We start from the raw sequence: 24,276 nt of genomic DNA on the forward strand, positions 1-24,276 counted from the left end.
CGCCGGCGCCTCCCCGGCCCCGGCGCCGCCGGAACTCCGCGCCCTGGCCGCGCGCCTCCTGGACGAGCTCGCGGAACTCCCGTCCCCCAAGGCCGCCGACGAGCCGCAGTCCTGGCCCGCGATCCGCGCCACCTGGCCCCCGGCCGGACGGGGAGGATCCGCCCGGACCTCACAGGCGCCGCACGGGGACCGCGGCCCGTCCGCGGAACGGCGGCCCGCCGGGCCGGCGCCGACGGACCCCGCCCACGCACCCGCCCTGGCAGCGGAGCGTCCGCCCACCACCCCCCTCCCGCCCAGCCCCGGCCCCGGCCCCGGCCACCCGGACCCACGCCCCCGGGAATCCGCACCGCACAGCCCGGACCCGGGGGAGCCGTGCGGGTTCCCACAGGCGCCGCACGGCGGCGGCCCCGCCCCGTCCGCGGAGCGAGAGACCGCCGCGCCCGCACCGACGGACCCCGGGATCCGGCAGCCGGAGGGGACCGGCCCCCACCCGGGCGTCCCGGTTTCGGGGCCCGCCGCCCCCGCGGCGACCGCGGCCGCGCGCCCCCAGCGGGAGCAGGACCCCGCGCTGCGCCGCAGGCTGGAGGCCGCGTGGGTGGGGCGGGCGGTTGGGTGTCTGCTCGGGAAGCCCGTGGAGAAGCTGCCGCTCGGCGGGATCCGGGCGCTGGCCCGTGCCGCCGGGAACTGGCCGCTGAACGACTGGTTCAGCGCCCGCGGCGTCCCGCCGCGGCTGCTGGCCGCGTACCCCTGGAACCGCCGCTCCGCCCCCACCTCCCTCGCCGAGAACATCGACGGCATGCCCGAGGACGACGACCTCAACTACCCCCTCCTCGGCCTGCTCCTGCTCCAGCGGCACGGCAGGGCCTTCACCACCGCCGACGTCGCCCGGCTCTGGCTCGACGAGCTGCCCGCCGGCCGGACCTTCACCGCCGAGCGCGTCGCCTACCGCAACCTCCTCCTCGGGCTGGAGCCGCCCGCCACCGCCACCCACCACAACCCGTTCCGCGAATGGATCGGCGCCCTCATCCGCGCCGACGTCCACGGCTGGACCAACCCCGGCGACCCGGCCGCCGCCGCGGCCCAGGCCTACCGCGACGCCGCCCTGACCCACACCGGCAACGGCGTCTACGCCGCCCTGTTCATCGCCGCCGCCACCGCCACCGCCGCCACCGGCCGGGCCGACGTCCACACCGCGCTGCGCTCCGGGCTGGCCGTCGTACCGCCCCGCTCCCGCCTCGCCGAGGCCGTCCGCTCCGGGATCCGGGCCGCCCGCGAGGAGCCCGACTTCGACCGGGTCGCCGACCGCCTGCACGCCCGCTACGGCCACTACCACTGGGTGCACGCCGTCCCCAACACCGCCCTGATCGCCGCCGCCCTCACCCACGCCGACGGCGACTTCACCCACTCCGTCTGCCGCGCCGTGTCCGGCGGTTGGGACACCGACTCCAACGGCGCCACCGCCGGCGCCCTCTGCGCGTTGATCACCGGGGAGGTCCCGCACCGCTGGGCCGCGCCCCTGAAGAACCGGCTCGCCACCAGCGTCCCCGGCTTCGACGGCATCGGCTTCGACACCCTCGCCCACCTCACCCACCAGCTCACCGCACAGGAGGCAGCACGCTCATGACGGCCATCGCCGTGCTCGGCAGTACGAACATGGACCTCGTCGCCTACGTCCCCAAGGCCCCCCGCCTCGGGGAGACCGTCACCGGCCGCGCCTTCCGCACCGTCCCCGGCGGCAAGGGCGCCAACCAGGCCGTCGCCGCCGCCCGCTGCGGCGCGCAGGTGGTGATGATCGGCGCGGTCGGGGCCGACGAGTTCGGCGTACGGCTGCGCTCCGCGCTCACCGCCGACGGGATCGACACCGCGGCCCTGCGCACCGTCGAGGGCGCCAGCGGCACCGCCCACATCACGGTGGACGACGAGGGCGGCAACAGCATCATCGTCATCCCCGGCGCCAACGCCCGCGTCACCGGCCTGGAGGCGGGCGACGAGACGCGGATCGCCGCCGCCGACGCCCTCCTCCTCCAGCTGGAGCTCCCCCTGGAGGCCGTCCTCGCCGGCGCCCTCGCCGCCCGCGCGCACCGCGTCCGTACGGTGCTCACCCCGGCCCCCGCCCAGCCGCTGCCCGCCGGACTCCTCGCCGCCACCGATCTGCTGGTGCCCAACGAGCACGAGGCCGCCGCCCTCACCGGGCTCACCGACCCCGGCCAGTGCGCGGCGGCCCTCCTGGACGCCGTACCCGAGGTGGTGATCACCCTCGGCGCGGCCGGGGTCCTGTACGCCGCCCGCGGCCGGGAACCCCTGACCGTGCCCGCGCCCCGGGTGCGGGCCGTGGACACCACCGCCGCCGGGGACACCTTCGTCGGCGCCCTCTCCGTGGCCCTGGGCGAGGGCCGCCCGATGCCCGACGCACTGCGCTGGGCCTCGGCGGCGGCCGCGCTCTCCGTCCAGCGGCCCGGCGCCCAGGACTCGATGCCGACCCGCGCCGAGACCGACGCCCTTGCCCTGGCCGGGCGGAGTGCCAGAACCGGGCAGCACCCCGGGCCGGCGGCCGGGGACGCACCCGGGTCCGCCTCGTGAGCCCCGACGCGGCACCGGGCACGGCCCCGGGGGACGGGCCCGCCGTTGTCGGCGCCCGGCCGGGGCAGGGGCAGGGGCCCCTGCGGGGACTCCGCGTCCTGGACCTCGCCACCCTCTTCGCAGGACCGCTCGCCGCCACCCTCCTGGGGGATTTCGGCGCCGAGGTGGTCAAGGTCGAACACCCCGGCCGCCCCGACCCCTCCCGCGGCCACGGCCCCGCCAAGGACGGCATCGGCCTGTGGTGGAAGCTGCTCGGCCGGAACAAGCGGACGATCACCCTCGACCTGTCCACCCCCGGCGGCCGGGACACCCTGCTGCGACTCGCCGCCACCGCCGACGTGGTCATCGAGAACTTCCGCCCCGGCACCCTGGAGAAATGGGGCCTGGGCTGGCCCGAGCTGTCCGCCGCCAACCCGCGCCTGGTCCTGACCCGCGTCACGGCCTTCGGCCAGCAGGGCCCGTACGCCCACCGCCCCGGCTTCGGCACGCTCGCCGAGGCGATGAGCGGCTTCGCCGCGATCACCGGGGAGCCGGACGGGCCGCCGACCCTGCCGCCGTTCGGGCTCGCGGACTCGATCGCCGCGCTGACCACCGCGTACGCGGTGATGACCGCCCTCGCGGGCCGCGACCGCACGGGCCACGGCCAGGTCGTGGACCTGGCCATCATCGAGCCGATCCTCACGGTGCTCGGCCCGCACCCGCTCTGGTACGACCAGCTCGGCTACGTCCAGCCGCGCACCGGGAACCGCTCCACCAACAACGCCCCCCGCAACACCTACCGCAGCGCGGACGGCCGCTGGCTGGCGGTCTCCGCCTCCGCCCAGTCCGTCGCCGAGCGGGTACTGCGCCTGGTGGGGCGGCCGGAACTGATCGCCGAGCCCTGGTTCGCCACCGGTTCCGGGCGAGCCGCCCACGCGCACGTGCTGGACGAGGCGGTCGGCGCCTGGATCGCCCGCCACAAGGCCGAGGAGGTCGTCGCCGCCTTCGAGGAGGCCCAGGCCGCCGTCGCCCAGGTCTACGACGTGCGGGACGTGATGGCCGACCCGCAGTTCGCGGCCCTGGACACGGTCACCGAGATCGAGGACCCGGAGCTCGGTCCGATCCGGATGCAGAACATCCTCTTCCGGCTCTCCGAGACCCCCGGCGGGATCCGCTGGGCCGGCCGCCCGCACGGCGCGGACACCGACGAGGTGCTGACCGAGCTGGGCCTGACCGCGGCCGAGATCGGCGCGCTGCGGACCGAGGGGGCGCTGTGATCCTGACCTGGCTGTACGTGCCGGGCGACCGCCCCGCGGTGGTGGCCAAGGCCATCGGCTGCGGGCCCGACGCCGTGATCGTGGATCTGGAGGACGCGGTACCGGCCTCCCGCAAGGAGTACGCCCGCGCCGCCACTGCCGAGCTCCTGGGCGAGCGGCCCCCGCTCCCGGTCCACGTCCGCGTCAACGCGCTCGAGTCTCCGTGGGGCGGCGCCGACCTGACCGCCCTCGGCGGGCTGCGCGGGCTCGCGGGGCTGCGGCTGCCCAAGATCAGCGCTCCCGGGCAGGTCGTGGCGGCCGCGGACCGCACCGGCGGGGTCGGGCTGCACGCCCTGCTCGAGTCGGCGCTGGGCGTGGAGCGCGCGTACGAGATCGCCCGCGCGCACCCCGCGCTGCGCGGGCTCTCCCTCGGGGAGGCCGATCTGCGGGCCGACCTGGCCGTCAGCGCGGAGCCGGGCCTGGACTGGTGCCGGTCCCGGGTCGTGGTGGCGGCCCGCGCGGCCGGGCTGGCGCCTCCGGTCCAGTCGGTGTTCCCGGACATCCGGGACCTGGAGGCGCTGGCCGTCTCCTGTGCGCGGGGCCGCGCCCTCGGCTTTCTGGGGAGGGCGGCGATCCATCCCCGCCAGCTGCCGGTGATCGAGCGGGCGTATCTCCCCGCGCCGGAGGAGGTGCACGCGGCGCAGGAGGTCCTGAGCGCGGCCCGCGCCACTCCGGGTGCGCTTGCGCTGCCGGACGGGCGCTTCGTGGACCCGGCGGTGGTGGCCGCTGCCCACCGCACCCTTGCGCTCGCCGCGCGGATGGCCGGGCGATGACCGAGCTCGGCTCCGTGTCCAGGGGCTCCGCCCCGGACCTCGGCCGGCGCCGCCTGCCCAGCACGAAGGGGGGCGCCGCGCGGTGCGCGGCGCCCCCCTTCGAACCGTTCGGTCAGCGCTTCCCGGCCTCCGGGGCCTCGCCCCCGGCCTCCGCGGCGGGCGCGTCCTTCGTCAGGACGGCGGCCTTCGCCTCGGCGGCCTTGCCCTCCTGCGGCACGGAGTCCTTCGGCTCGGCCGCGGCCTCCTTCGGCTTCGCGGCAGCGTCCGCGTCGGCCGGAGCCGCACCCTTACCGCCCTCGCCGCCGGAGGCGACCGGTTCGACGACTTCCTCGCGGCCCGGCCGCAGCTTCGCCGACAGGACGAAGTAGACGACGGCCAGGACGAAGACCACGATCGAGGTCCACACGTTCAGCCGCAGGCCCAGGATGTGGTGCGCCTCGTCGACCCGCATGTACTCGATCCAGCCGCGGCCCACGCAGTACGCGGCCACGTACAGGGCGAAGGCCCGGCCGTGCCCGAGCGTGAAGCGGCGGTCGGCCCAGATGACCAGTACGGCGACGCCGATGCACCACAGCGACTCGTACAGGAAGGTCGGGTGGTAGGTGCCGGCGTCCCGGTTCGGGCCCGCGCTGATCTCCACCGCCCACGGCAGGTCGGTCGCCCTGCCGTACAGCTCCTGGTTGAACCAGTTGCCCCAGCGGCCGCAGGCCTGGGCCAGCGCGATGCCCGGGGCGAGGGCGTCCGCCCAGGCGGGCAGCGGGATGCCGCGCAGCCGGCAGCCGATCCAGGCGCCCACGGCGCCGAGCGCGATCGCGCCCCAGATGCCGAGGCCGCCCTCCCAGATCTTGAAGGCGTCGACCCAGTTGCGGCCCTCGCCGAAGTAGAGCTGGTAGTCGGTGATCACGTGGTAGAGGCGACCGCCGACCAGGCCGAACGGCACCGCCCACACGGCGATGTCCGCGACCGTGCCCGGCTTTCCACCGCGCGCGACCCACCGCTTGTTGCCGAGCCAGACGGCGACGAAGACGCCGATGATGATGCAGAACGCGTAGCCGCGGAGCGGGATCGGTCCGAGATGGATCACGCCGGTCGACGGACTGGGGATGTAAGCAATGTCCATGGCAGACATGACGCTACCTTGCCGGGCGGTGCACACCGCAACCCGCCCGGCAAGCCGATACCGAATCCACACACGGCCCAGGCGTCGCTCAGTGCTCCGCGGCCCCGGCCGAGGCACCCTTCGACGGGGTGCCCGAGGGGCTCTTCGAGCCCGCCTTCGATGCCCCCCTCGACGCGCTGGACGACGGTGAGGCCGAGGAGGAGGCCGAGGAGGAGGCCGACGGAGAGGCATCCCCCGCCCCCTTCTGCGTCCCGCCGCCGGAGGCGCCCTTGGCCGCCGCCTCCACCCGCTCCTTCAGCTTCTGCGGGGTCAGCGGATCGGCCTGGTCGGAGAGGACGTCCTTGCCGTCCAGCAGCACGGTCGGCGTGCCCCGGAACTTTCCTTCGCGGAACGCCGCGTGCGATTTGGCCACCCAGCTGTTGTGCGTGCCGTCCTCGACGCACGAGCGGAAGGCGGGGGTGTCCAGCCCGTCCACCTTGGCGGCCAGTTCCAGCAGCTTCGCGTTCTTGCCGTAGGCGTCGTCGACCTCCTGCGGCTGGTTCTGGAAGAGGATGTCGTGGTACGCCGGGAACTTCCCGGCGTCCTGCGCGCAGGCCGCCGCGTTGGCGCCCTTCAGCGAGCCGCTGCCGCCCATGTTCCCGTCGATGAGCGTGACCAGGTGGTAGTCGACCTTGAGCAGCCCCCTGGCCTCGAGGTCGTGGATGGTCTCCCGGTAGTTGTCCTCGAAGTTCTTGCAGGCGGGGCAGCGGAAGTCCTCCCACACGGTCAGGGTGGACTTGGCCTCGTCCTTGCCCGTCCGGATGGCCAGCGCGTCCTTGCCGGTGGCTCCGGAGGGGGCGACCACCGGACCCGCCTTGTCGGCGCCGCCGTCCTTTCCGGTGTTGGCCGCGATCAGGCCGACGACCGCGGCCAGGCCGAGTACGCCGACCACCGCCGCCGACACGATGAGCGTCCGCCGACGCTTGTCCCGGGCCTTCTGCCGCTCGCGCTCCACCTGGAGTCGCTCGCGGGCCGATCGTTTCGTCGCATCGCGGTTCGCACCGTCGTTCTTCTCGCTCACGTTCGGCCAAACGAAGCGGGGAGGCACTCGCGTGCCTCCCCGCTCCCGGTTCCACCCGATCGGGCTACAGAACCCGTTCAGGTGTCCGCATTGCCGATCGAATGCGCCCGTCAGCTCCTGCGGACGCCTTCCGCCAGCTCGCCCGCCAGCGACCGTACGGCGGCCAGCCCGGCCGGCAGGTCCGGCGCGTCCAGCAGCAGCTTCACGAAGGCCGAGCCGACGATCACGCCGTCCGCGAAGCCCGCCACCTCCTTGGCCTGCTCGGCGTTGGAGACGCCCAGGCCCACGCAGACCGGCAGATCGGTGGTCCGGCGGGTCCGCCCGACCAGCTCCTTCGCCTCGGCGCCGACCGAGGCGCGGGTGCCGGTGACGCCCATCAGCGAGGCCGCGTAGACGAAGCCGGAACCGGCCGCCGTGATGGTGGCCAGCCGCTCGTCCTTGCTGCTGGGGGCCACGACGAAGACGGTCGCCAGACCGTGCTTGTCCGCGTGCTCGCGCCACAGCGCGGACTCCTGGACCGGCAGGTCGGGCAGGATGCAGCCGGCGCCGCCGGCCGCCGCCAGCTCGGCGGTGAACCGCTCGACGCCATAGCGGTCCACGGGGTTCCAGTACGTCATCACCAGGACCGGGGCCCCGGTCGCCTCGTGCGCCTCGCGGACCGTCCGGATCACGTCGGCGATCTTGACCCCGCCGCGCAGGGCGATGTCGTCGGCGGTCTGGATGATCGCGCCGTCCAGGACCGGGTCGCTGTGCGGCAGGCCGACCTCGACCACGTCCGCGCCGCCCGCGATGACGGCCTTGACCGCCTCGATGGCGCCGTCGACGGTCGGGAAGCCCGCCGGGAGGTAGGCGACGAGGGCCGCGCGGTCCTCGGACTTCGCCTTCGCGAGGACGGCCGAGAGGAGTTCGATGTTGCCGCTCACTTGGTCTCCCCCTCGGAGGCGTCGTACAGGTTGAAGTAGCGCGCGGCGGTGTCCATGTCCTTGTCGCCGCGACCGGACAGGTTGACGATGAGCAGCCCGTCCTTGCCCAGCTCCTTGCCCAGGTCGAGCGCTCCGGCGAGGGCGTGCGCCGACTCGATCGCCGGGATGATGCCCTCGGTGCGGGAGAGCAGGCGCAGGGCCTGCATGGCGGCGTCGTCGGTGACCGCGCGGTACTCGCCGCGGCCCGTGTCCTTCAGGTACGCGTGCTCCGGGCCGATGCCCGGGTAGTCCAGACCGGCCGAGATGGAGTACGGCTCGGTGATCTGCCCCTCCTCGTCCTGGAGGACGTACGAGCGGGAGCCGTGCAGGATCCCGGGCTCGCCCGCGGTCAGCGTGGCCGCGTGCTCGCCGGTCTCGACGCCGTGCCCGGCGGGCTCGAAGCCGACCAGGCGGACCTCCGCGTCGGGGATGAAGGCGTGGAAGAGGCCGATGGCGTTGGAGCCGCCGCCGACGCACGCCGCGACGGCGTCGGGCAGCCGTCCGGCGCGCTCGATGATCTGCCGGCGGGCCTCGACGCCGATGACCCGGTGGAAGTCGCGGACCATGGCCGGGAAGGGGTGCGGGCCGGCGACCGTGCCGAAGAGGTAGTGGGTCCGGTCCACATTGGCCACCCAGTCGCGGAACGCCTCGTTGATGGCGTCCTTCAGGGTCCGGGAGCCGGACTTCACGGCGATGACCTCGGCGCCCAGCATCCGCATCCGGGCCACGTTCAGGGCCTGGCGCTGGGTGTCGATCTCGCCCATGTAGACGGTGCACTCGAGGCCGAAGAGCGCACAGGCGGTGGCGGTGGCCACCCCGTGCTGGCCGGCGCCGGTCTCGGCGATGACGCGGGTCTTGCCCATGCGCTTGGTCAGCAGAGCCTGGCCCAGCACGTTGTTGATCTTGTGCGAGCCGGTGTGGTTCAGGTCCTCGCGCTTGAGGAAGATCCGCGCGCCGCCGGCGTGCTCGGCGAACCGGGACACCTCGGTGAGCGCGCTGGGGCGGCCGGTGTAGTTGACCATCAGGTCGCCCAGCTCGGCCACGAAGGCCGGGTCGCCCTTGGCCTTCTCGTACTCGACCGCGACCTCGTCCACGGCGGCGACGAGCGCCTCCGGGATGAACTTGCCGCCGAAGTCACCGAAGTAACCTTCGGCGTTCGGGACGTGACCCTCCGGGTCCGGGATGAAGAATTGGCTGGACATGCCAGTGCTCCTACGGGAACGGGATGCGACGAGTGGTTTTCACCGTATTGCGCCGCCCGCCCGCGACACGCGCACGCACGCACCCCAGGGGGGTCGCTCTGCGCTGTCTGCGGGACGGAGGACCCGCCGCCCCGAGCCGTGGGGCCCCGGGCAGCAGGCCGTACGGGACCACCGCGACGCGGCACGGTACGTCTCGTACCGCCCGCTGCGGGTCCTCGTTACGGCGCGCCTCCGGGGCGCCATCGCATGCCGTTGACCTGACCGGGCTCGGAGCCGATCACGTACCGGACCCGCCGTCCGTGCACGCGTCGGGCCGGAGCGCGGCAGCCGCGGGGGCGGCAGCCGCGCGCCAGGGGCGCGTGCGCCGTCTGCACGCCGGCCGGGCCGCGACGGCCGGGACGGGTGCTGACGGAGGGACGGTGGCGGTCCATGGGAGCGGTCAGCTCCGCCCGTGGCGCAGGGCGGGGTGGGCGCCGGCGGCGACGAGGTCGGCCACGGCCGCCTTCGGGTCGCGGCCGGTCACCAGGGACTCCCCGACGAGGACGGCGTCGGCGCCCTCGTTGGCGTAGGCGATGAGGTCGTGCGGACCACGGATGCCGGATTCGGCGATCTTGACGATGTGGGCCGGGATCTCGGGGGCGACGCGCTCGAAGGTGGAGCGGTCGACCTTGAGGTCCTTGAGGTTGCGGGCGTTGACGCCGATGATCTTGGCGCCGGCGGCGACCGCGCGCTCCACTTCCTCCTCGTCGTGGACCTCGACGAGCGGGGTCAGGCCGATGGACTCGGCCCGCTCGATGAGGGAGACGAGGGCCTCTTGCTCCAGGGCCGCGACGATCAGCAGCACGAGGTCGGCGCCGTAGGCACGGGCCTCCCAGAGCTGGTACGCCGTGACGATGAAGTCCTTGCGCAGGATCGGGATGTCCACGCGGGCGCGGACGGCCTCCAGGTCGGCGAGCGAGCCGCCGAAGCGGCGCTGTTCGGTGAGGACGGAGATGACTGCCGCACCGCCCGCCTCGTAGTCGGCGGCGAGCCCGGCCGGATCGGCGATCGCGGCCAGCGCGCCCTTGGACGGGCTGGAACGCTTGACCTCGCAGATCACCTTGACGCTGTCACCGCGCAGTGCGGCGACGCCGTCCTTGGCCTGGGGCGCCTTGGCGGCACGCTCCTTGAGCTCGTCGAGGCTCACGCGGGCCTGCCGTTCGGCAAGGTCTTCGCGGACCCCTTCGATGATCTCGTCGAGCACACTCACGCGAGCGGCCCCCTTCCGGGTCGATGACGGTCGGCCGCCTTGCAGACACGTACAACTGCAAGGTCAGCAATTCAAATGGTATCCGCAGGAGGCCTTGCCCTCCGCACGCGGTTGACGCCGTCCCAGTAACTGGACATTCGGAATCGGGGCTTCATCCGGGCCCCGTACGGGCCTCAGGGGGCCAGTGCGGAGCCGAAAGAAAGATTTCGGACGACGGCGAACACCAGGGCCGCCCCGCCGATCGCCCACCAGTACAGCGGGCGCAAGGCCAAGCGGGGCACGGGCCCGCCGCGGACGGCGCGGATCAGCCACAGGAACATGAATCCCGCGAAGGCGAAGTAGCCCGTGACGGCCAGGGCATTTGCCCCGAAAGCCGTGATCAGATCGCCGTGGGCGAACGCGTGTGCGCTGCGCAGGCCGCCGCAACCGGGACACAGGATTCCGGTCAGCCGCAGCAGCGGACAGACCGGGTAATGGCCCGGTTCGTTCGGATCCACGGTGCCTACGTAAGCAAACGCCGCGGCTGCCGCGGCCAGGGTGAGCACCGGTGCGCGCAGCCGCCGGGCCCGGCTCACCGGTACGGCGGGCGCGGGCTGCGGCGGCAGGGCACCGGGGGTGCGAAGGGCGTCGGGGTCGTCCACCCGCTGATTCTCACCGGTCATGACAAAAGGCGCAGCCCGACGGGCCGCGCCTTTCGGATCCTGCGTGAGCCGCGCTCAGACCTTGGCGGGCACCTTGGCGGCCGCGATGGCCTCGGCCAGGTCCTTGTGGGCGGCCTTCGGCGCACCCATGCCCGCAGCCTTCATCGCCATGCCGACGACACCGCCGATCGCGACCACGACCAGGCCGGCCCAGAAGCCGAGCGGGTTCGCGAGCACCATGAAGGCGCCGGAGATGCAGAAGCCGATGAAGGCGATGATGACACCGGTCCAGGCGGCCGGGGTGTGTCCGTGGTCTGTGCCCGCCATGAGTTGCTCCTCGTTGCTCTGTCGCGGTGCTCTGTCGAGCGCGCGGTGTGTCGCGGTGCGTGTCGAACGCTCGGTGCCCATTGTCCCGCACCGGGCCGGGCCGCCGTCACACGGGGGTCCGTCAGCCGGTCGGGTCCTCGCCGCGGTCCAGAGCCTTCCACAGATCCTCGGGCCGGTCCGGATCCACCACGGCCGGCTTGCGCGTGCGGGGGCTGCCGCCCCGCTCGTAGCGGCCGCCCATGGCGGGCCAGCCGCGGCCGAAGCGCAGGGCCAGCAGCCCGGCGGCCAGGATCAACACCGCCCCGGCGGCCGTGACGTACGGCCAAGCCGTCTGGGTCAGCCCCGCCACATGGGCCGCGGTGTCCGCGGTCGTACGGGCGGCCTCCGCGTCCAGGGCCCGGCGGCCGTCCGCGGCGAGGACCGCGGACAGCGCGGCGCCCAGGCCGCTGAGGGCCAGCAGTCCCGACACCAGCAGCCGGCCCTTGCCGCGTACGGCGAAGACGGCGACCAGCGCGGCGAGGCCGACGATGGCCAGGGCGGCGGGGAGGCCGGTGACGGCCTGCCCGTCCGCGGCCACCGGGAGCGAATCGCCGCCGATGGCCGTGGTGCCCCGGGCCCAGACCCGGCCGGAGGCGAGCAGGACGACGGTGGAGCCGAGGGTGCCGAGCAGCAGGGCGACGGCCACGCTGCGGCGGCTGCTCCTGCTCTCGGGGACCTCGGTATCGGTTCGGGGCGGGGGTACGGCACTCACGCACCCCACTATCCCCTACGCCCTCAGGAGCCGTGGAGGCGGTTCGCCGCTGCCACCGCGCGCAGCACGGCGGCCGCCTTGTTGCGGCACTCGTTGTCCTCCAGCTCCGGCACCGAGTCGGCCACCACCCCGGCGCCCGCCTGCACGTACGCCGTGCCGTCGCGCAGCAGCGCGGTGCGGATGGCGATGGCCGTGTCGGAGTCGCCCGCGAAGTCCAGGTAGCCGACGCAGCCGCCGTACAGGCCGCGGCGGGAGGGCTCCAGCTCCTCGATGATCTGCATGGCGCGGGGCTTGGGCGCGCCGGAGAGGGTGCCCGCGGGGAAGCAGGCGGTGAGCACGTCGAAGGCGGTCCGGCCCTCGGCGACCCGCCCGGTGACGGTGGAGACGATGTGCATCACGTGGGAGTAGCGCTCGATCGACATGAAGTCGACGACCTCCACCGATCCCGGCTCGCAGACCCGGCCCAGGTCGTTGCGGCCCAGGTCGACCAGCATCAGGTGCTCGGCGCGCTCCTTGGGGTCGGCGAGCAGCTCCTCGGCGAGGTCGTGGTCCTCCTGCGGGGTGGCGCCGCGGTGCCGGGTGCCGGCGATGGGGTGGACCATGGCCCGCCCGTCCTCGACCTTGACCAGCGCCTCGGGGCTGGACCCGACCACGTCGAAGCCGTTCTCGAAGCGGAAGAGGTACATGTACGGGGAGGGGTTGGTGGCCCGCAGCACCCGGTAGACGTCCAGCGCGGAGGCCTCGCAGGGGGTCTCGAACCGCTGCGAGGGCACCACCTGGAAGGCCTCTCCGGCCCGGATGCGCTCCTTGATGTCCTCGACGGCGGCCTGGTACTTCTCGCCGCCCCACAGCGCGGAGAACTGCGGCAGCTCGGAGGCGGGCAGCGGGGTCGGGGTGTACGGGGCGGGCCGCGCGAGGTCCGCCTCCATGGCGTCGAGGCGGGCCACGGCGTCGGCGTACGCCTCGTCCACGCCGGTGTCGAGGTCGTTGTGGTTGATCGCGTTGGCGATGAGCAGGACGGTGCCGTCCCAGTGGTCCATGACCGCCAGGTCGGAGGTGAGCAGCATGGTCAGCTCGGGCAGTTCGAGGTCGTCGGCCGTGTGCTCGCCGATGCGCTCCAGGCGCCGGACGATGTCGTAGCCGAGGTAGCCGACCATGCCGCCGGTGAAGGGCGGCATCCCGCCCGCGAGGTCGCGGGGAGTGTGCAGGGCCCCGACGGTGGCGCGCAGCGCGTCCAGGGGGTCGCCGCCGGTCGGTACGCCGACGGGCGGGGTGCCGATCCAGTGCGCCTCGCCGTCCCGCACGGTCAGGGTCGCGTCGCTGCGTACGCCGACGAAGGAGTACCGGGACCAGGAGCGGCCGTTCTCGGCGGACTCCAGCAGGAACGTGCCGGGGCGTTCGGCGGCCAGCTTGCGGTAGAGCCCGACGGGGGTGTCCCCGTCGGCCAGCAGCTTGCGGCTCACGGGGATGACGCGGCGGTCGGCCGCGAGCTTGCGGAACGTATCGAGATCCATGTGCGTGGGCCTACCTAGTCGGCGTCGCGGAGGAGGACATCGTCGTCGAAGCAGGTGCGGGCGCCGGTGTGGCAGGCGGCTCCGACCTGGTCGACCTTGACGAGCACGGTGTCGGCGTCGCAGTCGAGGGCGACGGACTTCACGTGCTGGAAGTGGCCGGACGTGTCCCCCTTCACCCAGTACTCCTGGCGGCTGCGGGACCAGTAGGTGCAGCGGCCGGTCGTCAGGGTGCGGTGCAGGGCCTCGTCGTCCATCCAGCCGAGCATGAGCACCTCACCGGTGTCGTACTGCTGGGCGATGGCCGGTACCAGGCCGTCGGCGGAGCGCTTGAGGCGCGCGGCGATGGCGGGATCGAGGCTGCCGGGGCGGGGGGACGTACTCATGGGGCCATTGTGCCGGGCCGCGGTGCCCGGCACGGATCCTTGTCCGCCTGATGAGCGGGCGCGCGCCGCCTTCCGGCCGTAGGCTGGCCCGTATGTCTACCCATGCGAAGCGCGAACGGCTGCTGCTGGCCGACCTGTTGGAGGCGGCCGGGCCGGAGGCGCCCACGCTGTGCGACGGCTGGACCTGCCGGCAGCTGGCGGCGCACGTGGTCGTCCGGGAGCGCCGCCCGGACGCGGCGGGCGGCCTGCTGCTGAACGTGCTCAAGACCCGCCTGGACGCGGCGATGGCGGAGTACACGGCCAAGCCGTACGAGGAGCTCATCCAGCTGATCCGCACCGGCCCGCCGAGGATGTCGGTGTACGCGCTGAAGCAGATCGACGAGGCGGCGAACGCGGTGGAGTTCTTCGTGCACGCGGAGGACGTCCGGCGGGCGCAGCCGGACTGGTCCCCGCGGGAGCTGGACCCGGTGTTCTCGGACGCCCTGTGGTCCCGCCTGGAGAAGCTGGCCCGCCTGACGGGCCGCCGCTCGCCGGTCGGCCTGGTCCTGCGCCGCCCGAACGGCCAGACGGCCGTGGCGCACAAGGGCGCGCCGGTGGTCACGGTGACGGGCGAACCGGGCGAGCTGACGCTGTTCTGCTTCGGCCGGCAGGACGCCGCCGCGGTCACCCTCGACGGGGAGAAGGAGGCCGTCGCCAAATTGACGACGGCCAAACTGGGCATCTAGTGCTGTGGCCGGAAAGGTTCACCGACCTTTCCGGCCACAGCACTAGCCGCAGCTCACTTCCAGCCGGCGGGGCGGCTGTACAGCGCGCCCGTGGCGGCCTCGGTGACCGTCTCGGGCAGCTGGCTGTTGCGCAGCGCTGCCTCGTTGATCGTGAACGCGCCGACCGAGCGGAAGTGCGGGCTCGGCCGCGCGTAGCCGGGCGGCAGGGCGAGGTAGATCTTGCGCAGCGGGTCCAGGCGCTGGGCGGCTTCGACCGCGGGCACGAGGTCGGAGTCCGCGGACACGATGAGCGCGATGTCCGAGGCCCGTCGCGCGGTGTCCTCGACGAGGCGGGCGCCGATGGCCACGTCGGTCCGCTTCTCCTCGAACCGGCGGAATCGGCGCGGCGGGGTGCAGCCGCACCGGTAGCCCTGACGGCACGAGGCGCAGCGCGGCTTCTGCACGGTGTAGTGCCCGAGCTCGGTCCGCACGTCCCGGGGGCGGTGCGCGGCGAGGGCGTCCAGGTGCGTCTTCTGGTCCGCGAGTGCCGCGGGGTCCTTGACGACCAGGGTGGTGCAGTACTGGACGCGCTCGAGGGTGTCGTCGGGCCGCAGCCGCTCCACCAGCGCCGCGAGGTCCAGCCAGAGGTACCGGTGGCCGAAGGTCGCTCGGATGGAGTAGTCGAGGTTGGGCCCGTCGACGTAGGCGATAACGCTGCTCACTGGTTCTCCCGGCGGGAACGGCCCGCCTGTTAAGGTGCCGTCATACGAGTTCGGCGGTCACGCCGACAGGAACGGCCCCGGCGACGGGGCCGTTTTTTCGTGCTGTCCCTCCTGCCGGAGGCCGTTCAGACCGCCGGTGAGACCGGCTCCCCGCGGACGACCCCGTAGGCAGGGTTCGCGGGATCGCTCAGGGCCCCGAAGACGGCGTACGCGGACTGCTTGGGCCCGTTGATCGTGTACTTGCCCTGCGGGGTCTTCGTCAGGGCTGTGCCCAGCCAGTGGTCGCCCTTGCGCCAGTCCACCTTCTTGAGGCTGGCCAGCTGCTCCTCAAGGCGGTCCGCCCGGTCCTCGCCGGGAGCCTCCAGGATCCCCCGGCCCATGGCTCCGACCGCAGCCAGGACGCTGCCCATCGCGGCCACGCAGTGCTCCCGGTCGGCGATCTCCTCCGCGAAGGCCTCGGAGTAGGCCGCCAGCCAGTCGCGGCCTGCGGACTCGAGGTCGGCCAGGTCGACGTGGTCGACGGGGGCGGGCTTGGTTCCGTACTGGACGCCCGCGATGCCGTGCACCATGTTGACCACGAACTGCCGCAGGTCCTGGAGTTTGACCACCTTGGGGCTGTTCTTCTTGATCTGTCGGGAGATCCGCTCGACCTTCCCCCGGAAGAACGGGATCTCCTCCGAGAGGCGGCCCACGACCTCCATCAGGGGGTCGGCCGTGTCCATGCTGAGCGCGATGGCCGAGTTCACCCTGACGCCCAGCACGTTGAGGTCGTAGAAGAACTGGCGGGCCTCCAGCGGAGTCCTGTTGTCGTGTACCACCGCGCTCAGATATGCGGTGGCGTGCTGCTCCCGGGCCTCCTCCTGGCCGGCGAGGGACCGCTCCAGGTGGTAGTGGCTGGCCAGCTGGGTCTCCCCGTCGATGGCGATCAGCTTCAGGCCGTGAGGGACGCAGAGGAAGTTCTGCAGCGCGCCCTGGTGCGTGGACTGCACGATGGACAGCGGGTGCTCGGTCCACAGGTGGATGGGGGGCAGCACGGCGGCGCGCTCGCGGGTCACATGGCGCTGGATGTAGGCGGCGTACTTGGGGATGTTCGTCTTCTTCCCCAGCTCCAGGCCGCGCTGCACCAGAGAGTGCAGCTCGATGTCCTCGTCCGTGACGTCCGTGGGCCGCTGCTTGGCGTTTCCCGACTGGAGCACGACCGGGTCGTGGGTGATCACCTTCAAATGCTTGAAGGGGACCCGGATGTGTGTCGTCCAGTCGTCGACCGGCAGGCAGCGGATGAACATCCCTGCGGAAAGGTCGATCTCATCGGTACTCAGCTTCGCCACGGTCCCCACCCATCTCCTCAGCCTCATTGCTGATGTGAACCAGGGTAGGGGTCAACTCCAGTTCGCCGCAGGGCTTTCTCGAGAAAGGACTTTCGTCATCTTGAGAGGGCCCTGCGGCGGAACCGGCACAGGCTCAGCGGACCGGGTGGCCCGCTTCGCGGAGGGCGGCCTTGACCTCGGAGATCCGCAAGTCGCCGAAGTGGAACACCGAGGCCGCGAGCACCGCGTCGGCACCCGCCGCGATCGCCGGCGGGAAGTGCTCGAGCTTGCCCGCGCCGCCCGAGGCGATCACCGGGACCGTGACGTGCGCGCGTACGGCCTCGATCATCTCGGTGTCGTAGCCGTCCTTGGTGCCGTCGGCGTCCATCGAGTTCAACAGGATCTCCCCGGCGCCCAGTTCGGCGGCCCGGTGGGCCCACTCGACGGCGTCGATGCCGGTGCCCCGGCGGCCGCCGTGCGTGGTGACCTCGAAGGAGCCAGAGGCGGTGCGGCGGGCGTCCACCGACAGGACCAGTACCTGCCGGCCGAAGCGCTCCGCGATCTCCTGGATGAGCTCGGGGCGGGCGATGGCGGCGGTGTTCACGCCCACCTTGTCCGCTCCGGCGCGCAGGAGCTTGTCGACGTCGTCCGCCGTGCGGACGCCGCCGCCCACGGTCAGCGGGATGAAGACCTGCTCGGCGGTCCGCCGCACCACGTCGTACGTGGTCTCGCGGTTGCCGGAGGACGCGGTGATGTCGAGGAAGGTCAGCTCGTCGGCGCCCTCGGCGTCGTACAGCTTGGCCATCTCCACCGGGTCGCCGGCGTCGCGCAGGTTCTGGAAGTTGACGCCCTTGACGACCCGGCCGTTGTCCACGTCCAGGCAGGGGATCACCCGTACGGCGAGGGTCATGCCGCGTCTCCCTTGTACGCCTCGACCTCCACCTCGACGACCATGCCGGGGTCGACGAAGCCGGAGACGATGATCATGGATGCGGCCGGTCGGACCGCGTCGAACAGCTCCTTGTGGGCGCGGCCCACGTCGTCCACGTCCCGGGCGTGGGTGAGGTACATCCGGGTGCGCACCACGTGCTCGGGCCCGAGACCGGCCTGCGCCAGGGCCTTGAAGGCCACGCCGAAGGCCGTGATCGCCTGGTCGTACGGGCCTCCGCCGTCGGCCGCGGTGCAGCCGGAGACGAGGACGAGGCCGTTGGGGAGCTGGACGGCGCGCGAGTAGCCGATGACGTCCTCGTAGGGGCCGCCGGAGGAGATGCGGCGCACTTCGGAAGGGCTGCTCATGCGTTGACCACCTTCAGGGCTTCTTCCAGGGTGAAGGCCTTGGCGTACAGGGCCTTGCCGACGATCGCGCCCTCGACGCCCAGCGGGACCAGCTCGGACAGGGCCCGCAGGTCGTCCAGGGAGGAGATGCCGCCGGAGGCCACGACGGGCCGGTCGGTGGCGGCGCAGACGCTCCGCAGCAGCTCCAGGTTGGGGCCGGTCAGCGTGCCGTCCTTGCCGATGTCGGTGACGACGTAGCGGGCGCATCCCTCGGAGTCGAGGCGGGCGAGGGTCTCGTAGAGGTCGCCGCCCTCGCTGGTCCAGCCGCGTCCCTTGAGGGTGGTGCCGCGGACGTCGAGGCCGATCGCGATCTTGTCACCGTGGTCGGCGATGGCCTTGGCGGCCCACTCGGGGGTCTCCAGGGCGGCGGTGCCGAGGTTGACGCGGGTGCAGCCGGTGGCGAGGGCCGCGGCGAGCGAGGCGTCGTCGCGGATGCCGCCGGACAGCTCGACCTTGATGTCCATGGCGCGGGTGATCTCGGCGACCAGGGCGCGGTTGTCACCGGTGCCGAAGGCGGCGTCGAGGTCGACGAGGTGCAGCCATTCGGCGCCGGAGCGCTGCCAGGCGAGGGCCGCCTCGAGCGGGGAGCCGTAGGAGGTCTCGCTGCCGGACACGCCGTGCACGAGGCGGACGGCCTGGCCGTCGCGGACGTCGACCGCGGGGAGGAGTTCCAGCTTCGCTGCGGGCTCGGTCATCACAGGGTCTCGATCCAGTTGGTGAGGAGCTGGGCTCCGGCGTCGCCGGACTTCTCGGGGTGGAACTGGGTCGCCCACAGGGCTCCGTTCTCCACCGCCGCGACGAACGGCTCGCCGTGGGTGGCCCAGGTGACGCGGGGGGCGCGGATCGCCGGGTTGGTGACCTCCAGGGTCCACTCGCGCGCCGCGTAGGAGTGCACGAAGTAGAACCGGGCGTCGGCGTCCAGGCCGGCGAAGGCCTGGCTGTCGGCCGGGGCCTCGACGGTGTTCCAGCCCATGTGGGGGACGATCGGGGCCTTGAGCGGGCCGACGGTGCCGGGCCACTCGTCCAGGCCCGAGGTCTCCACGCCGTGCTCGATGCCGCGCTCGAAGAGGATCTGCATGCCGACGCAGATGCCCATGACCGGGCGGCCGCCGGACAGCCGGCGTCCGATGATCCAGTCGCCGCGGGCGTCCTTGAGGCCCCGCATGCAGGCGGAGAAGGCGCCGACACCGGGGACGAGGAGCCCGTCGGCGTCCATGGCCTTGTCGTAGTCGCGGGTGATCTCGACGTCGGCGCCGACGCGGGCCAGGGCGCGCTCGGCGGACCGGACGTTGCCGAAGCCGTAGTCGAAGACCACGACCGTCTTGCGTGCTGCGCTCATTCCCAGATTCCTTGGATTCGCAGGACTCCGGCGGCGAGGCACATCGCGGAGCCGATGGCGAGCAGGATGACGACCGACTTGGGCATCTGCTGCTTCTGGAAGGAGTAGACGCCGCCGGCCAGGAACAGGCCGAGGACGATCAGGATCGTGTTGAGCCCGTTCACGCTAGAGGGCGCCCTTCGTCGAGGGAAGGATGCCGGCCGCGCGCGGGTCGAACTCGGCGGCGTACCGCAGGGCCCGCGCGAGGGCCTTGAACTGGCACTCCACGATGTGGTGGGCGTTGCGGCCGTACGGGACGTGGACGTGCAGGGCGATCTGGGCCTGCGCGACGAAGGACTCGAAGATGTGCCGGGTCATCGTCGTGTCGTAGGAGCCGATCATCGGCGCCATGTTCTCGGGCTCGGTGTGCACGAGGTAGGGGCGGCCGGACAGGTCCACGGTCACCTGGGCGAGGGACTCGTCGAGCGGCACGGTGCAGTTGCCGAAGCGGTAGATGCCCACCTTGTCGCCGAGGGCCTGCTTGAAGGCGGCGCCGAGCGCGAGGGCGGTGTCCTCGATGGTGTGGTGGGTGTCGATGTGCAGGTCGCCGTCGGTCTTCACGGTGAGGTCGAAGAGGCCGTGGCGGCCGAGCTGGTCGAGCATGTGGTCGAAGAAGCCCACGCCCGTCGACACGTCGACCCGGCCGGTGCCGTCGAGGTTTATCTCGACGACGACGGAGGTCTCCTTCGTGGTCCGTTCGACCCGTCCGATGCGGCTCATGCGTGCTGCTCCTTCTTCAGTGCGCGAACCGCTTCCAGGAACGCGTCGTTCTCGTCCGGGGTGCCGGCGGTGACCCGCAGCCAGCCCGGTACGCCGTTGTCCCTGACCAGGACACCCTGGTCGAGGATCTTCTGCCAGGCGGTGTGCGAGTCCTCGAACCTGCCGAACTGGACGAAGTTCGCGTCGGACTCGGTGACCTCGTAGCCGATGGCCCGCAGTTCGCCGACCAGGCGGTCGCGCTCGGCCTTGAGCTGCTCGACGTAGCCGAGCAGGGTGTCGGTGTGCTCCAGGGCGGCCAGCGCGGTCGCCTGGGTGACGGCCGACAGGTGGTACGGCAGGCGCACCAGCTGGACGGCGTCGACCACGGCGGGGTGCGCGGCCAGGTAGCCCAGGCGCAGCCCGGCGGCGCCGAAGGCCTTGGACATGGTCCGGGAGACCACCAGATTCGGCCGTCCCTCGATGAGGGGCAGCAGCGAGTCGCGGTGGCTGAACTCCACGTACGCCTCGTCCACGATCACCAGGGAGGGCTTGGCCGCCTGGGCGGCCTCGTAGAGGGCGAGCACGGTCTCGGCCTCGACGGCGGTGCCCGTGGGGTTGTTCGGCGAGGTGATGAAGACGACGTCCGGGGCGCTCGAAGCGATGGCCTGCCGGGCCGCCGCCACGTCGATGGTGAAGTCGTCCCGGCGCGGGCCGGAGATCCACCCGGTGCCGGTGCCGCGGGAGATCAGCGCGTGCATCGAGTACGAGGGCTCGAAGCCGATCGCCGTGCGTCCCGGCCCGCCGAAGGTCTGCAGCAGCTGCTGGATGACCTCGTTGGAGCCGTTGGCGGCCCATACGTTCTCCCGCGCGACCGGGTGCTTGGCCGTACGGGTGAGGTAGGCGGCCAGCTCGGTGCGCAGCTCGACCGCGTCCCGGTCGGGGTAGCGGTTGAGGGTGCGGGCGGCGTCGGCGACGCGCTCGGCGATGCGCCGTACGAGCGGCTCGGGGAGCTGGTACGGGTTCTCGTTGGTGTTCAGCTGGACGGGCACGTCGAGCTGCGGGGCGCCGTACGGGGTCTTGCCGCGCAGCTCGTCCCGGATGGGAAGGTCGTCGATGCCGGTCATGCCGTCGGAACCTTCCAGCCACTGTGCTTGTCTGGTACGGCTCCGCCAAAACGGGCCTTCAGCGCGGCGCCGTGCGCGGGCAGGTCCTCGGCCTCGGCCAGCGTCACCACGTGGTGGGTGACCTCGGCGAGGGCCTCGCGCGTGTAGTCGACGATGTGGATGCCGCGCAGGAAGGACTGCACGGACAGGCCGGAGGAGTGGCAGGCGCAGCCGCCGGTGGGCAGCACGTGGTTCGACCCGGCGCAGTAGTCGCCGAGCGAGACGGGGGCCCACGGGCCGACGAAGATCGCGCCGGCGTTGCGCACGCGGGCGGCCCAGGCGGCCGCGTCGGCGGTCTGGATCTCCAGGTGCTCGGCGCCGTACGCGTCGACGACCTTGAGGCCGTCCTCCAGGCTGTCGACCAGCACGATCGCGGACTGCTTGCCGGCGAGCGCCGGCTTGATCCGGTCGTGGACGTGCTTGGAGGCCGCGACCTGCGGCTCCAGCTCCCGCTCGACGGCGTCCGCGAGCTCCGGGGAGTCCGTGACGAGGACGGCGGCGGCCAGCGGGTCGTGCTCGGCCTGGCTGATCAGGTCGGCGGCCACGTGCACCGGGTCGGCCGTGGAGTCCGCCAGGACCGCGATCTCGGTCGGGCCGGCCTCGGTGTCGATGCCGATCTTGCCGGTGAAGTAGCGCTTGGCGGCGGCGACCCAGATGTTGCCCGGGCCGGTCACCATGTTCACGGGCAGGCAGTCCTCGGTGCCGTACGCGAACATCGCGACGGCGACGGCGCCGCCGGCCGCGTACACCTCGTCCACGCCGAGCAGCGCGCAGGCGGCGAGGATCGTCGGGTGCGGCAGGCCCCCGAACTCCTTCTGCGGCGGGGACGCGAGCGCGATCGACTCGACGCCCGCCTCCTGCGCCGGTACGACGTTCATGACGACGGAGGACGGGTACACCGAGCGGCCGCCCGGGGCGTACAGCCCCACGCGCTCCACCGGAACCCATTTTTCGGTCACCGTGCCGCCGGGGACCACCTGGGTGGTGTGCTCGGTGCGGCGCTGGTTGCGGTGCACGATCCGGGCGCGCCGGATCGACTCCTCGAGGGCGGCGCGGACCGCCGGGTCCAGCTGCTCCAGGGCGGCCGCGATGGCCTCCGCGGGCACCCGGACCTGCGAGAGCTCGACCCCGTCGAACTTCTGCGCGTACTCGATCAGCGCCGCCGTGCCACGATGATGGACGTCCTCGCAGATGGGCCGCACCTTCTCCAGGGCAGCTTCTACGTCGAACTCGGCACGGGGCAGCAGATCGCGCAGGGCGCCGCCCTCGGGGAGGGCGTCACCGCGCAGGTCGATACGAGAGATCACCCCCCAATTCTCTCAGACCGCCTCACGCCACCGTCCGCCCGTATCACTGGCTGATACACGCCCCGGATGTCACAGGCCCCCGATAGCGTTCACGTACACGCAAGTGACAGCCACATACGTGACAGCGGAGGGGGGCCGCCATGACCGAGGCACGCGCGGACGAGGAGCCGGCCGACCTCACGGCCCCCGAGCGCCGCATGTGGAGCGCGTACCGCACGGGCAGCGTCTGCGATCTGAGCTCCCCCGGCCACCTCCCCCGGACTCCGTCCGGGGGGACCCCCAGGGAGGTGCCCCCGGGCGCCGCCGACCGGAACGATCCGCACACCGAGCACGTCTGGGGCCCCGAGCGCAGCGTCCGCGCCCAGGTGGTGGCCCTCTTGCTGCTGCACGGGCCGCCCCCGGTCCCGGGCCGGGTGGCCTCGCTCAAGCTGCGCGGCGTACGGATCACGGGGCGGCTCGACCTGTCCGGGGGCACGGTCAGCCCGTACGTGGAGCTCCAGTCCTGCCGTTTCGACAGCGAGATACAGCTGTCCGAGACCCGCTTCGGCACCCTGCGCCTGGTCAACTGCGCGATCCCCCGGCTGGAGGCGGCCCGGCTGCACACCGAGGGCGATCTGCACATGCCGCGCTGCCGGGTGGCCCGGGGCATCCGGCTGACCGACGCGCAGATCGGCACCGACCTGCTGATCAGCCAGGCGGTGGTGCAGCGGGACACCAAGGGCCGGGCGATCACCGCCGACGGGATGTCGGTGGCGCAGGACTTCCAGGGCGAGCTGCTGGAGACGTACGGGGAGGTGAGCCTGCGCGGCGCGACGGTCGGCGTGTCGATGAACATGCGCGGGGCCCGCCTGCGCAATCCGTACGGGAAGTACGCGCTGAACGCCCCGCAGCTGACCGTCGAGCGGACCCTGTACCTGACCTCGATCGCGCTGGACTACGTCCCCGGCTCGAACTCCTCCACTCCCCCGTACGGCCTGGGCCTGACGCCGGCGCGCGGGCAGCGCGCGCAGCGCTTCGAGTGCCGGGGCGGGATGCGGCTGGACGACGGCCGCTTCGGCGACGCCATCGACTTCTTCGGGGCCCGGTTCGTGCTCACGGAGGAGCAGGAGATATCCCTGCGCAGGATCCAGACCCCCGAGTTCCGCTTCGTGGGCGAGCGGCCGGAGCGCGGGCGGGTCGTGGTGTCGGGGGCCAAGGTGGTCAAGCTCGTCGACACCTCCACGAGCTGGCCGGGCCCGGGCGGGGTGTCCATCGAGGGGTTCGTCTACGAGAACCTCGCCCCGCGGGGTCACTTCCCCCTCTCCCGCCGGCTCGAGTGGGTGGAGGCGGCGACCCCCGAGTACTCGCCGGAGCCGTACGAGCGCCTCGCGGCCGTACTGCGGGCCAGCGGTGAGGACGCGGACGCCCGCGAGGTGCTGCTGGCCAAGCAGCGGCGCCGCCGGGAGACCCTGCCGCCGGCCGCCAGGGCCTGGGGCTACGTGCAGGACTGGACGGTGGTCTACGGCTACCGCCCGGGCCGGGCCGCGCTGTGGATGGCGGTGCTGTGGGCGGCGGGCGCGCTGCTGTTCTCCCAGCACCGGCCGCCCCCCATCAAGGAGAACGAACACCCCGAGTGGGATGCCGCCCTGTACGCCCTGGACCTGCTGCTTCCGGTGATCGACCTGGGCCAGGAGTCCCAGTGGAAGGTGGACGGCGGCTGGCAGTGGGGAGCGGCCGCGCTGGTCCTCCTGGGGTGGATCCTGGCCACGACGGTGGCGGCGGGGGCGTCCCGGCTGCTGAGGCGAGGGTGACGGCCCGAGACCGC

At 72.9% G+C, this 24,276-nt stretch carries 27 protein-coding genes; 6 read left to right on the plus strand and 21 right to left on the minus strand.

What is annotated here, in order from left to right:
- The first annotated feature begins 256 nt into the window (after positions 1–256).
- From ACIPUC_RS29565 to ACIPUC_RS29580, 4 genes are read left to right on the plus strand one after another with little or no spacing between them, the layout of a single operon-like run.
- On the plus strand, positions 257–1,624 hold the full coding sequence (locus ACIPUC_RS29565) for an ADP-ribosylglycohydrolase family protein (protein ID WP_446593614.1): 1,368 nt from the start codon (positions 257–259) through the stop codon (positions 1,622–1,624).
- Positions 1,621–2,580, plus strand: a complete 960-nt coding sequence (gene rbsK / locus ACIPUC_RS29570; protein ID WP_446593471.1) for a ribokinase — start codon at positions 1,621–1,623, stop codon at positions 2,578–2,580. The genes ACIPUC_RS29565 and rbsK overlap by 4 nt, the downstream gene beginning before the upstream one ends.
- Entirely contained in the window at positions 2,577–3,836 is a 1,260-nt protein-coding gene (locus tag ACIPUC_RS29575; RefSeq protein ID WP_446593473.1) for a CaiB/BaiF CoA transferase family protein, read from the plus strand. Before rbsK ends, ACIPUC_RS29575 begins: the two co-directional genes overlap by 4 nt.
- Positions 3,833–4,648, plus strand: coding sequence for an HpcH/HpaI aldolase/citrate lyase family protein (locus ACIPUC_RS29580; RefSeq protein WP_446593475.1), 816 nt, complete (start codon positions 3,833–3,835; stop codon positions 4,646–4,648). Before ACIPUC_RS29575 ends, ACIPUC_RS29580 begins: the two co-directional genes overlap by 4 nt.
- 112 nt (positions 4,649–4,760) lie before the next feature.
- On the opposite strand, the gene lgt is transcribed toward ACIPUC_RS29580, so the two are convergent.
- The 11 genes from lgt to hisI form a co-directional block, all read right to left on the minus strand.
- Positions 4,761–5,768, minus strand: a complete 1,008-nt coding sequence (gene lgt, locus ACIPUC_RS29585; protein WP_446593615.1) for a prolipoprotein diacylglyceryl transferase — start codon at positions 5,766–5,768, stop codon at positions 4,761–4,763.
- An 88-nt stretch (positions 5,769–5,856) separates the two neighbouring features.
- Positions 5,857–6,828: a DsbA family protein gene (locus tag ACIPUC_RS29590; protein WP_446593477.1), complete on the minus strand. Its 972-nt coding sequence runs from the start codon at positions 6,826–6,828 to the stop codon at positions 5,857–5,859.
- A 110-nt stretch (positions 6,829–6,938) separates the two neighbouring features.
- Positions 6,939–7,751, minus strand: a complete 813-nt coding sequence (trpA, locus tag ACIPUC_RS29595; RefSeq protein WP_446593479.1) for a tryptophan synthase subunit alpha — start codon at positions 7,749–7,751, stop codon at positions 6,939–6,941.
- On the minus strand, positions 7,748–8,992 hold the full coding sequence (trpB, locus tag ACIPUC_RS29600; RefSeq protein WP_446593481.1) for a tryptophan synthase subunit beta: 1,245 nt from the start codon (positions 8,990–8,992) through the stop codon (positions 7,748–7,750). The genes trpA and trpB overlap by 4 nt, the downstream gene beginning before the upstream one ends.
- A 218-nt stretch (positions 8,993–9,210) precedes the next feature.
- Positions 9,211–9,423, minus strand: coding sequence for a tryptophan biosynthesis modulator TrpM (trpM, locus tag ACIPUC_RS29605; protein WP_446593483.1), 213 nt, complete (start codon positions 9,421–9,423; stop codon positions 9,211–9,213).
- 8 nt (positions 9,424–9,431) lie between these two features.
- Positions 9,432–10,241 (minus strand): indole-3-glycerol phosphate synthase TrpC, encoded by an 810-nt coding sequence (trpC, locus tag ACIPUC_RS29610; protein ID WP_362300112.1) that lies wholly within the window; start codon positions 10,239–10,241, stop codon positions 9,432–9,434.
- 173 nt (positions 10,242–10,414) lie between these two features.
- Complete coding sequence (locus ACIPUC_RS29615; protein WP_446593485.1) at positions 10,415–10,903, minus strand: DUF2752 domain-containing protein; 489 nt, start codon at positions 10,901–10,903, stop codon at positions 10,415–10,417.
- A 54-nt stretch (positions 10,904–10,957) separates the two neighbouring features.
- The gene (locus tag ACIPUC_RS29620) at positions 10,958–11,209 is read right to left on the minus strand and encodes an HGxxPAAW family protein (protein ID WP_446593487.1); all 252 of its coding nucleotides are present in this window, start codon (positions 11,207–11,209) and stop codon (positions 10,958–10,960) included.
- Between the two features lie 121 nt (positions 11,210–11,330).
- Positions 11,331–11,969, minus strand: coding sequence for a TIGR02234 family membrane protein (locus ACIPUC_RS29625; RefSeq protein ID WP_446593489.1), 639 nt, complete (start codon positions 11,967–11,969; stop codon positions 11,331–11,333).
- A gap of 14 nt (positions 11,970–11,983) precedes the next feature.
- Positions 11,984–13,474 carry an anthranilate synthase component I gene (locus ACIPUC_RS29630; protein WP_446593491.1) on the minus strand — a complete coding sequence of 497 codons (1,491 nt, stop codon included), beginning with the start codon at positions 13,472–13,474 and terminating at the stop codon, positions 11,984–11,986.
- A 14-nt stretch (positions 13,475–13,488) separates the two neighbouring features.
- Positions 13,489–13,857 (minus strand): phosphoribosyl-AMP cyclohydrolase, encoded by a 369-nt coding sequence (gene hisI, locus ACIPUC_RS29635; protein WP_215146488.1) that lies wholly within the window; start codon positions 13,855–13,857, stop codon positions 13,489–13,491.
- Positions 13,858–13,949: 92 nt separating this feature from the next.
- Here hisI and ACIPUC_RS29640 point away from each other — a divergent pair, with 92 nt between their 5' ends.
- Positions 13,950–14,582 carry a TIGR03085 family metal-binding protein gene (locus ACIPUC_RS29640; RefSeq protein WP_446593493.1) on the plus strand — a complete coding sequence of 211 codons (633 nt, stop codon included), beginning with the start codon at positions 13,950–13,952 and terminating at the stop codon, positions 14,580–14,582.
- Between the two features lie 53 nt (positions 14,583–14,635).
- On the opposite strand, the gene ACIPUC_RS29645 is transcribed toward ACIPUC_RS29640, so the two are convergent.
- The 10 genes from ACIPUC_RS29645 to hisD form a co-directional block, all read right to left on the minus strand.
- Positions 14,636–15,283 (minus strand): NYN domain-containing protein, encoded by a 648-nt coding sequence (locus ACIPUC_RS29645; protein ID WP_446593495.1) that lies wholly within the window; start codon positions 15,281–15,283, stop codon positions 14,636–14,638.
- A 125-nt stretch (positions 15,284–15,408) separates the two neighbouring features.
- Positions 15,409–16,611 carry a DNA sulfur modification protein DndB gene (locus ACIPUC_RS29650; RefSeq protein ID WP_446593497.1) on the minus strand — a complete coding sequence of 401 codons (1,203 nt, stop codon included), beginning with the start codon at positions 16,609–16,611 and terminating at the stop codon, positions 15,409–15,411.
- A 133-nt stretch (positions 16,612–16,744) separates the two neighbouring features.
- Positions 16,745–17,500: an imidazole glycerol phosphate synthase subunit HisF gene (gene hisF / locus ACIPUC_RS29655; RefSeq protein ID WP_446593499.1), complete on the minus strand. Its 756-nt coding sequence runs from the start codon at positions 17,498–17,500 to the stop codon at positions 16,745–16,747.
- On the minus strand, positions 17,497–17,886 hold the full coding sequence (locus ACIPUC_RS29660) for a RidA family protein (RefSeq protein ID WP_360890593.1): 390 nt from the start codon (positions 17,884–17,886) through the stop codon (positions 17,497–17,499). Before ACIPUC_RS29660 ends, hisF begins: the two co-directional genes overlap by 4 nt.
- Positions 17,883–18,620 (minus strand): bifunctional 1-(5-phosphoribosyl)-5-((5-phosphoribosylamino)methylideneamino)imidazole-4-carboxamide isomerase/phosphoribosylanthranilate isomerase PriA, encoded by a 738-nt coding sequence (gene priA / locus ACIPUC_RS29665; protein ID WP_446593501.1) that lies wholly within the window; start codon positions 18,618–18,620, stop codon positions 17,883–17,885. Before priA ends, ACIPUC_RS29660 begins: the two co-directional genes overlap by 4 nt.
- Positions 18,620–19,264, minus strand: coding sequence for an imidazole glycerol phosphate synthase subunit HisH (gene hisH, locus ACIPUC_RS29670; protein ID WP_446593503.1), 645 nt, complete (start codon positions 19,262–19,264; stop codon positions 18,620–18,622). The genes priA and hisH overlap by 1 nt, the downstream gene beginning before the upstream one ends.
- Positions 19,261–19,428 (minus strand): hypothetical protein, encoded by a 168-nt coding sequence (locus ACIPUC_RS29675; protein WP_031148344.1) that lies wholly within the window; start codon positions 19,426–19,428, stop codon positions 19,261–19,263. The genes hisH and ACIPUC_RS29675 overlap by 4 nt, the downstream gene beginning before the upstream one ends.
- A gap of 1 nt (position 19,429) precedes the next feature.
- The gene (gene hisB, locus ACIPUC_RS29680) at positions 19,430–20,023 is read right to left on the minus strand and encodes an imidazoleglycerol-phosphate dehydratase HisB (RefSeq protein ID WP_446593505.1); all 594 of its coding nucleotides are present in this window, start codon (positions 20,021–20,023) and stop codon (positions 19,430–19,432) included.
- On the minus strand, positions 20,020–21,126 hold the full coding sequence (locus ACIPUC_RS29685; RefSeq protein ID WP_446593507.1) for a histidinol-phosphate transaminase: 1,107 nt from the start codon (positions 21,124–21,126) through the stop codon (positions 20,020–20,022). Before ACIPUC_RS29685 ends, hisB begins: the two co-directional genes overlap by 4 nt.
- Positions 21,123–22,472, minus strand: coding sequence for a histidinol dehydrogenase (gene hisD, locus ACIPUC_RS29690; protein WP_446593509.1), 1,350 nt, complete (start codon positions 22,470–22,472; stop codon positions 21,123–21,125). The genes ACIPUC_RS29685 and hisD overlap by 4 nt, the downstream gene beginning before the upstream one ends.
- Before the next feature lie 140 nt (positions 22,473–22,612).
- Here hisD and ACIPUC_RS29695 point away from each other — a divergent pair, with 140 nt between their 5' ends.
- Positions 22,613–24,262, plus strand: coding sequence for an oxidoreductase (locus tag ACIPUC_RS29695; protein ID WP_446593511.1), 1,650 nt, complete (start codon positions 22,613–22,615; stop codon positions 24,260–24,262).
- Positions 24,263–24,276: the final 14 nt, after the last annotated feature.

The sequence above is a fragment of the Streptomyces sp. LARHCF249 genome, assembly GCF_052871255.1.

Bases quoted from the DNA above. Each gene is read 5' to 3' on its own strand.
- ACIPUC_RS29630 (WP_446593491.1), bottom strand. From the start codon at position 13,474: ATGGATCTCGATACGTTCCGCAAGCTCGCGGCCGACCGCCGCGTCATC.
- ACIPUC_RS29620 (WP_446593487.1), bottom strand. From the start codon at position 11,209: ATGGCGGGCACAGACCACGGACACACCCCGGCCGCCTGGACCGGTGTC.
- trpM (WP_446593483.1), bottom strand. From the start codon at position 9,423: ATGGACCGCCACCGTCCCTCCGTCAGCACCCGTCCCGGCCGTCGCGGC.
- rbsK (WP_446593471.1), top strand. From the start codon at position 1,621: ATGACGGCCATCGCCGTGCTCGGCAGTACGAACATGGACCTCGTCGCC.
- hisH (WP_446593503.1), bottom strand. From the start codon at position 19,264: ATGAGCGCAGCACGCAAGACGGTCGTGGTCTTCGACTACGGCTTCGGC.
- hisI (WP_215146488.1), bottom strand. From the start codon at position 13,857: ATGAGTACGTCCCCCCGCCCCGGCAGCCTCGATCCCGCCATCGCCGCG.
- ACIPUC_RS29660 (WP_360890593.1), bottom strand. From the start codon at position 17,886: ATGAGCAGCCCTTCCGAAGTGCGCCGCATCTCCTCCGGCGGCCCCTAC.
- ACIPUC_RS29640 (WP_446593493.1), top strand. From the start codon at position 13,950: ATGTCTACCCATGCGAAGCGCGAACGGCTGCTGCTGGCCGACCTGTTG.
- hisB (WP_446593505.1), bottom strand. From the start codon at position 20,023: ATGAGCCGCATCGGACGGGTCGAACGGACCACGAAGGAGACCTCCGTC.
- hisF (WP_446593499.1), bottom strand. From the start codon at position 17,500: ATGACCCTCGCCGTACGGGTGATCCCCTGCCTGGACGTGGACAACGGC.
- lgt (WP_446593615.1), bottom strand. From the start codon at position 5,768: ATGGACATTGCTTACATCCCCAGTCCGTCGACCGGCGTGATCCATCTC.
- ACIPUC_RS29615 (WP_446593485.1), bottom strand. From the start codon at position 10,903: ATGACCGGTGAGAATCAGCGGGTGGACGACCCCGACGCCCTTCGCACC.
- ACIPUC_RS29695 (WP_446593511.1), top strand. From the start codon at position 22,613: ATGACCGAGGCACGCGCGGACGAGGAGCCGGCCGACCTCACGGCCCCC.
- ACIPUC_RS29685 (WP_446593507.1), bottom strand. From the start codon at position 21,126: ATGACCGGCATCGACGACCTTCCCATCCGGGACGAGCTGCGCGGCAAG.
- priA (WP_446593501.1), bottom strand. From the start codon at position 18,620: ATGACCGAGCCCGCAGCGAAGCTGGAACTCCTCCCCGCGGTCGACGTC.
- trpB (WP_446593481.1), bottom strand. From the start codon at position 8,992: ATGTCCAGCCAATTCTTCATCCCGGACCCGGAGGGTCACGTCCCGAAC.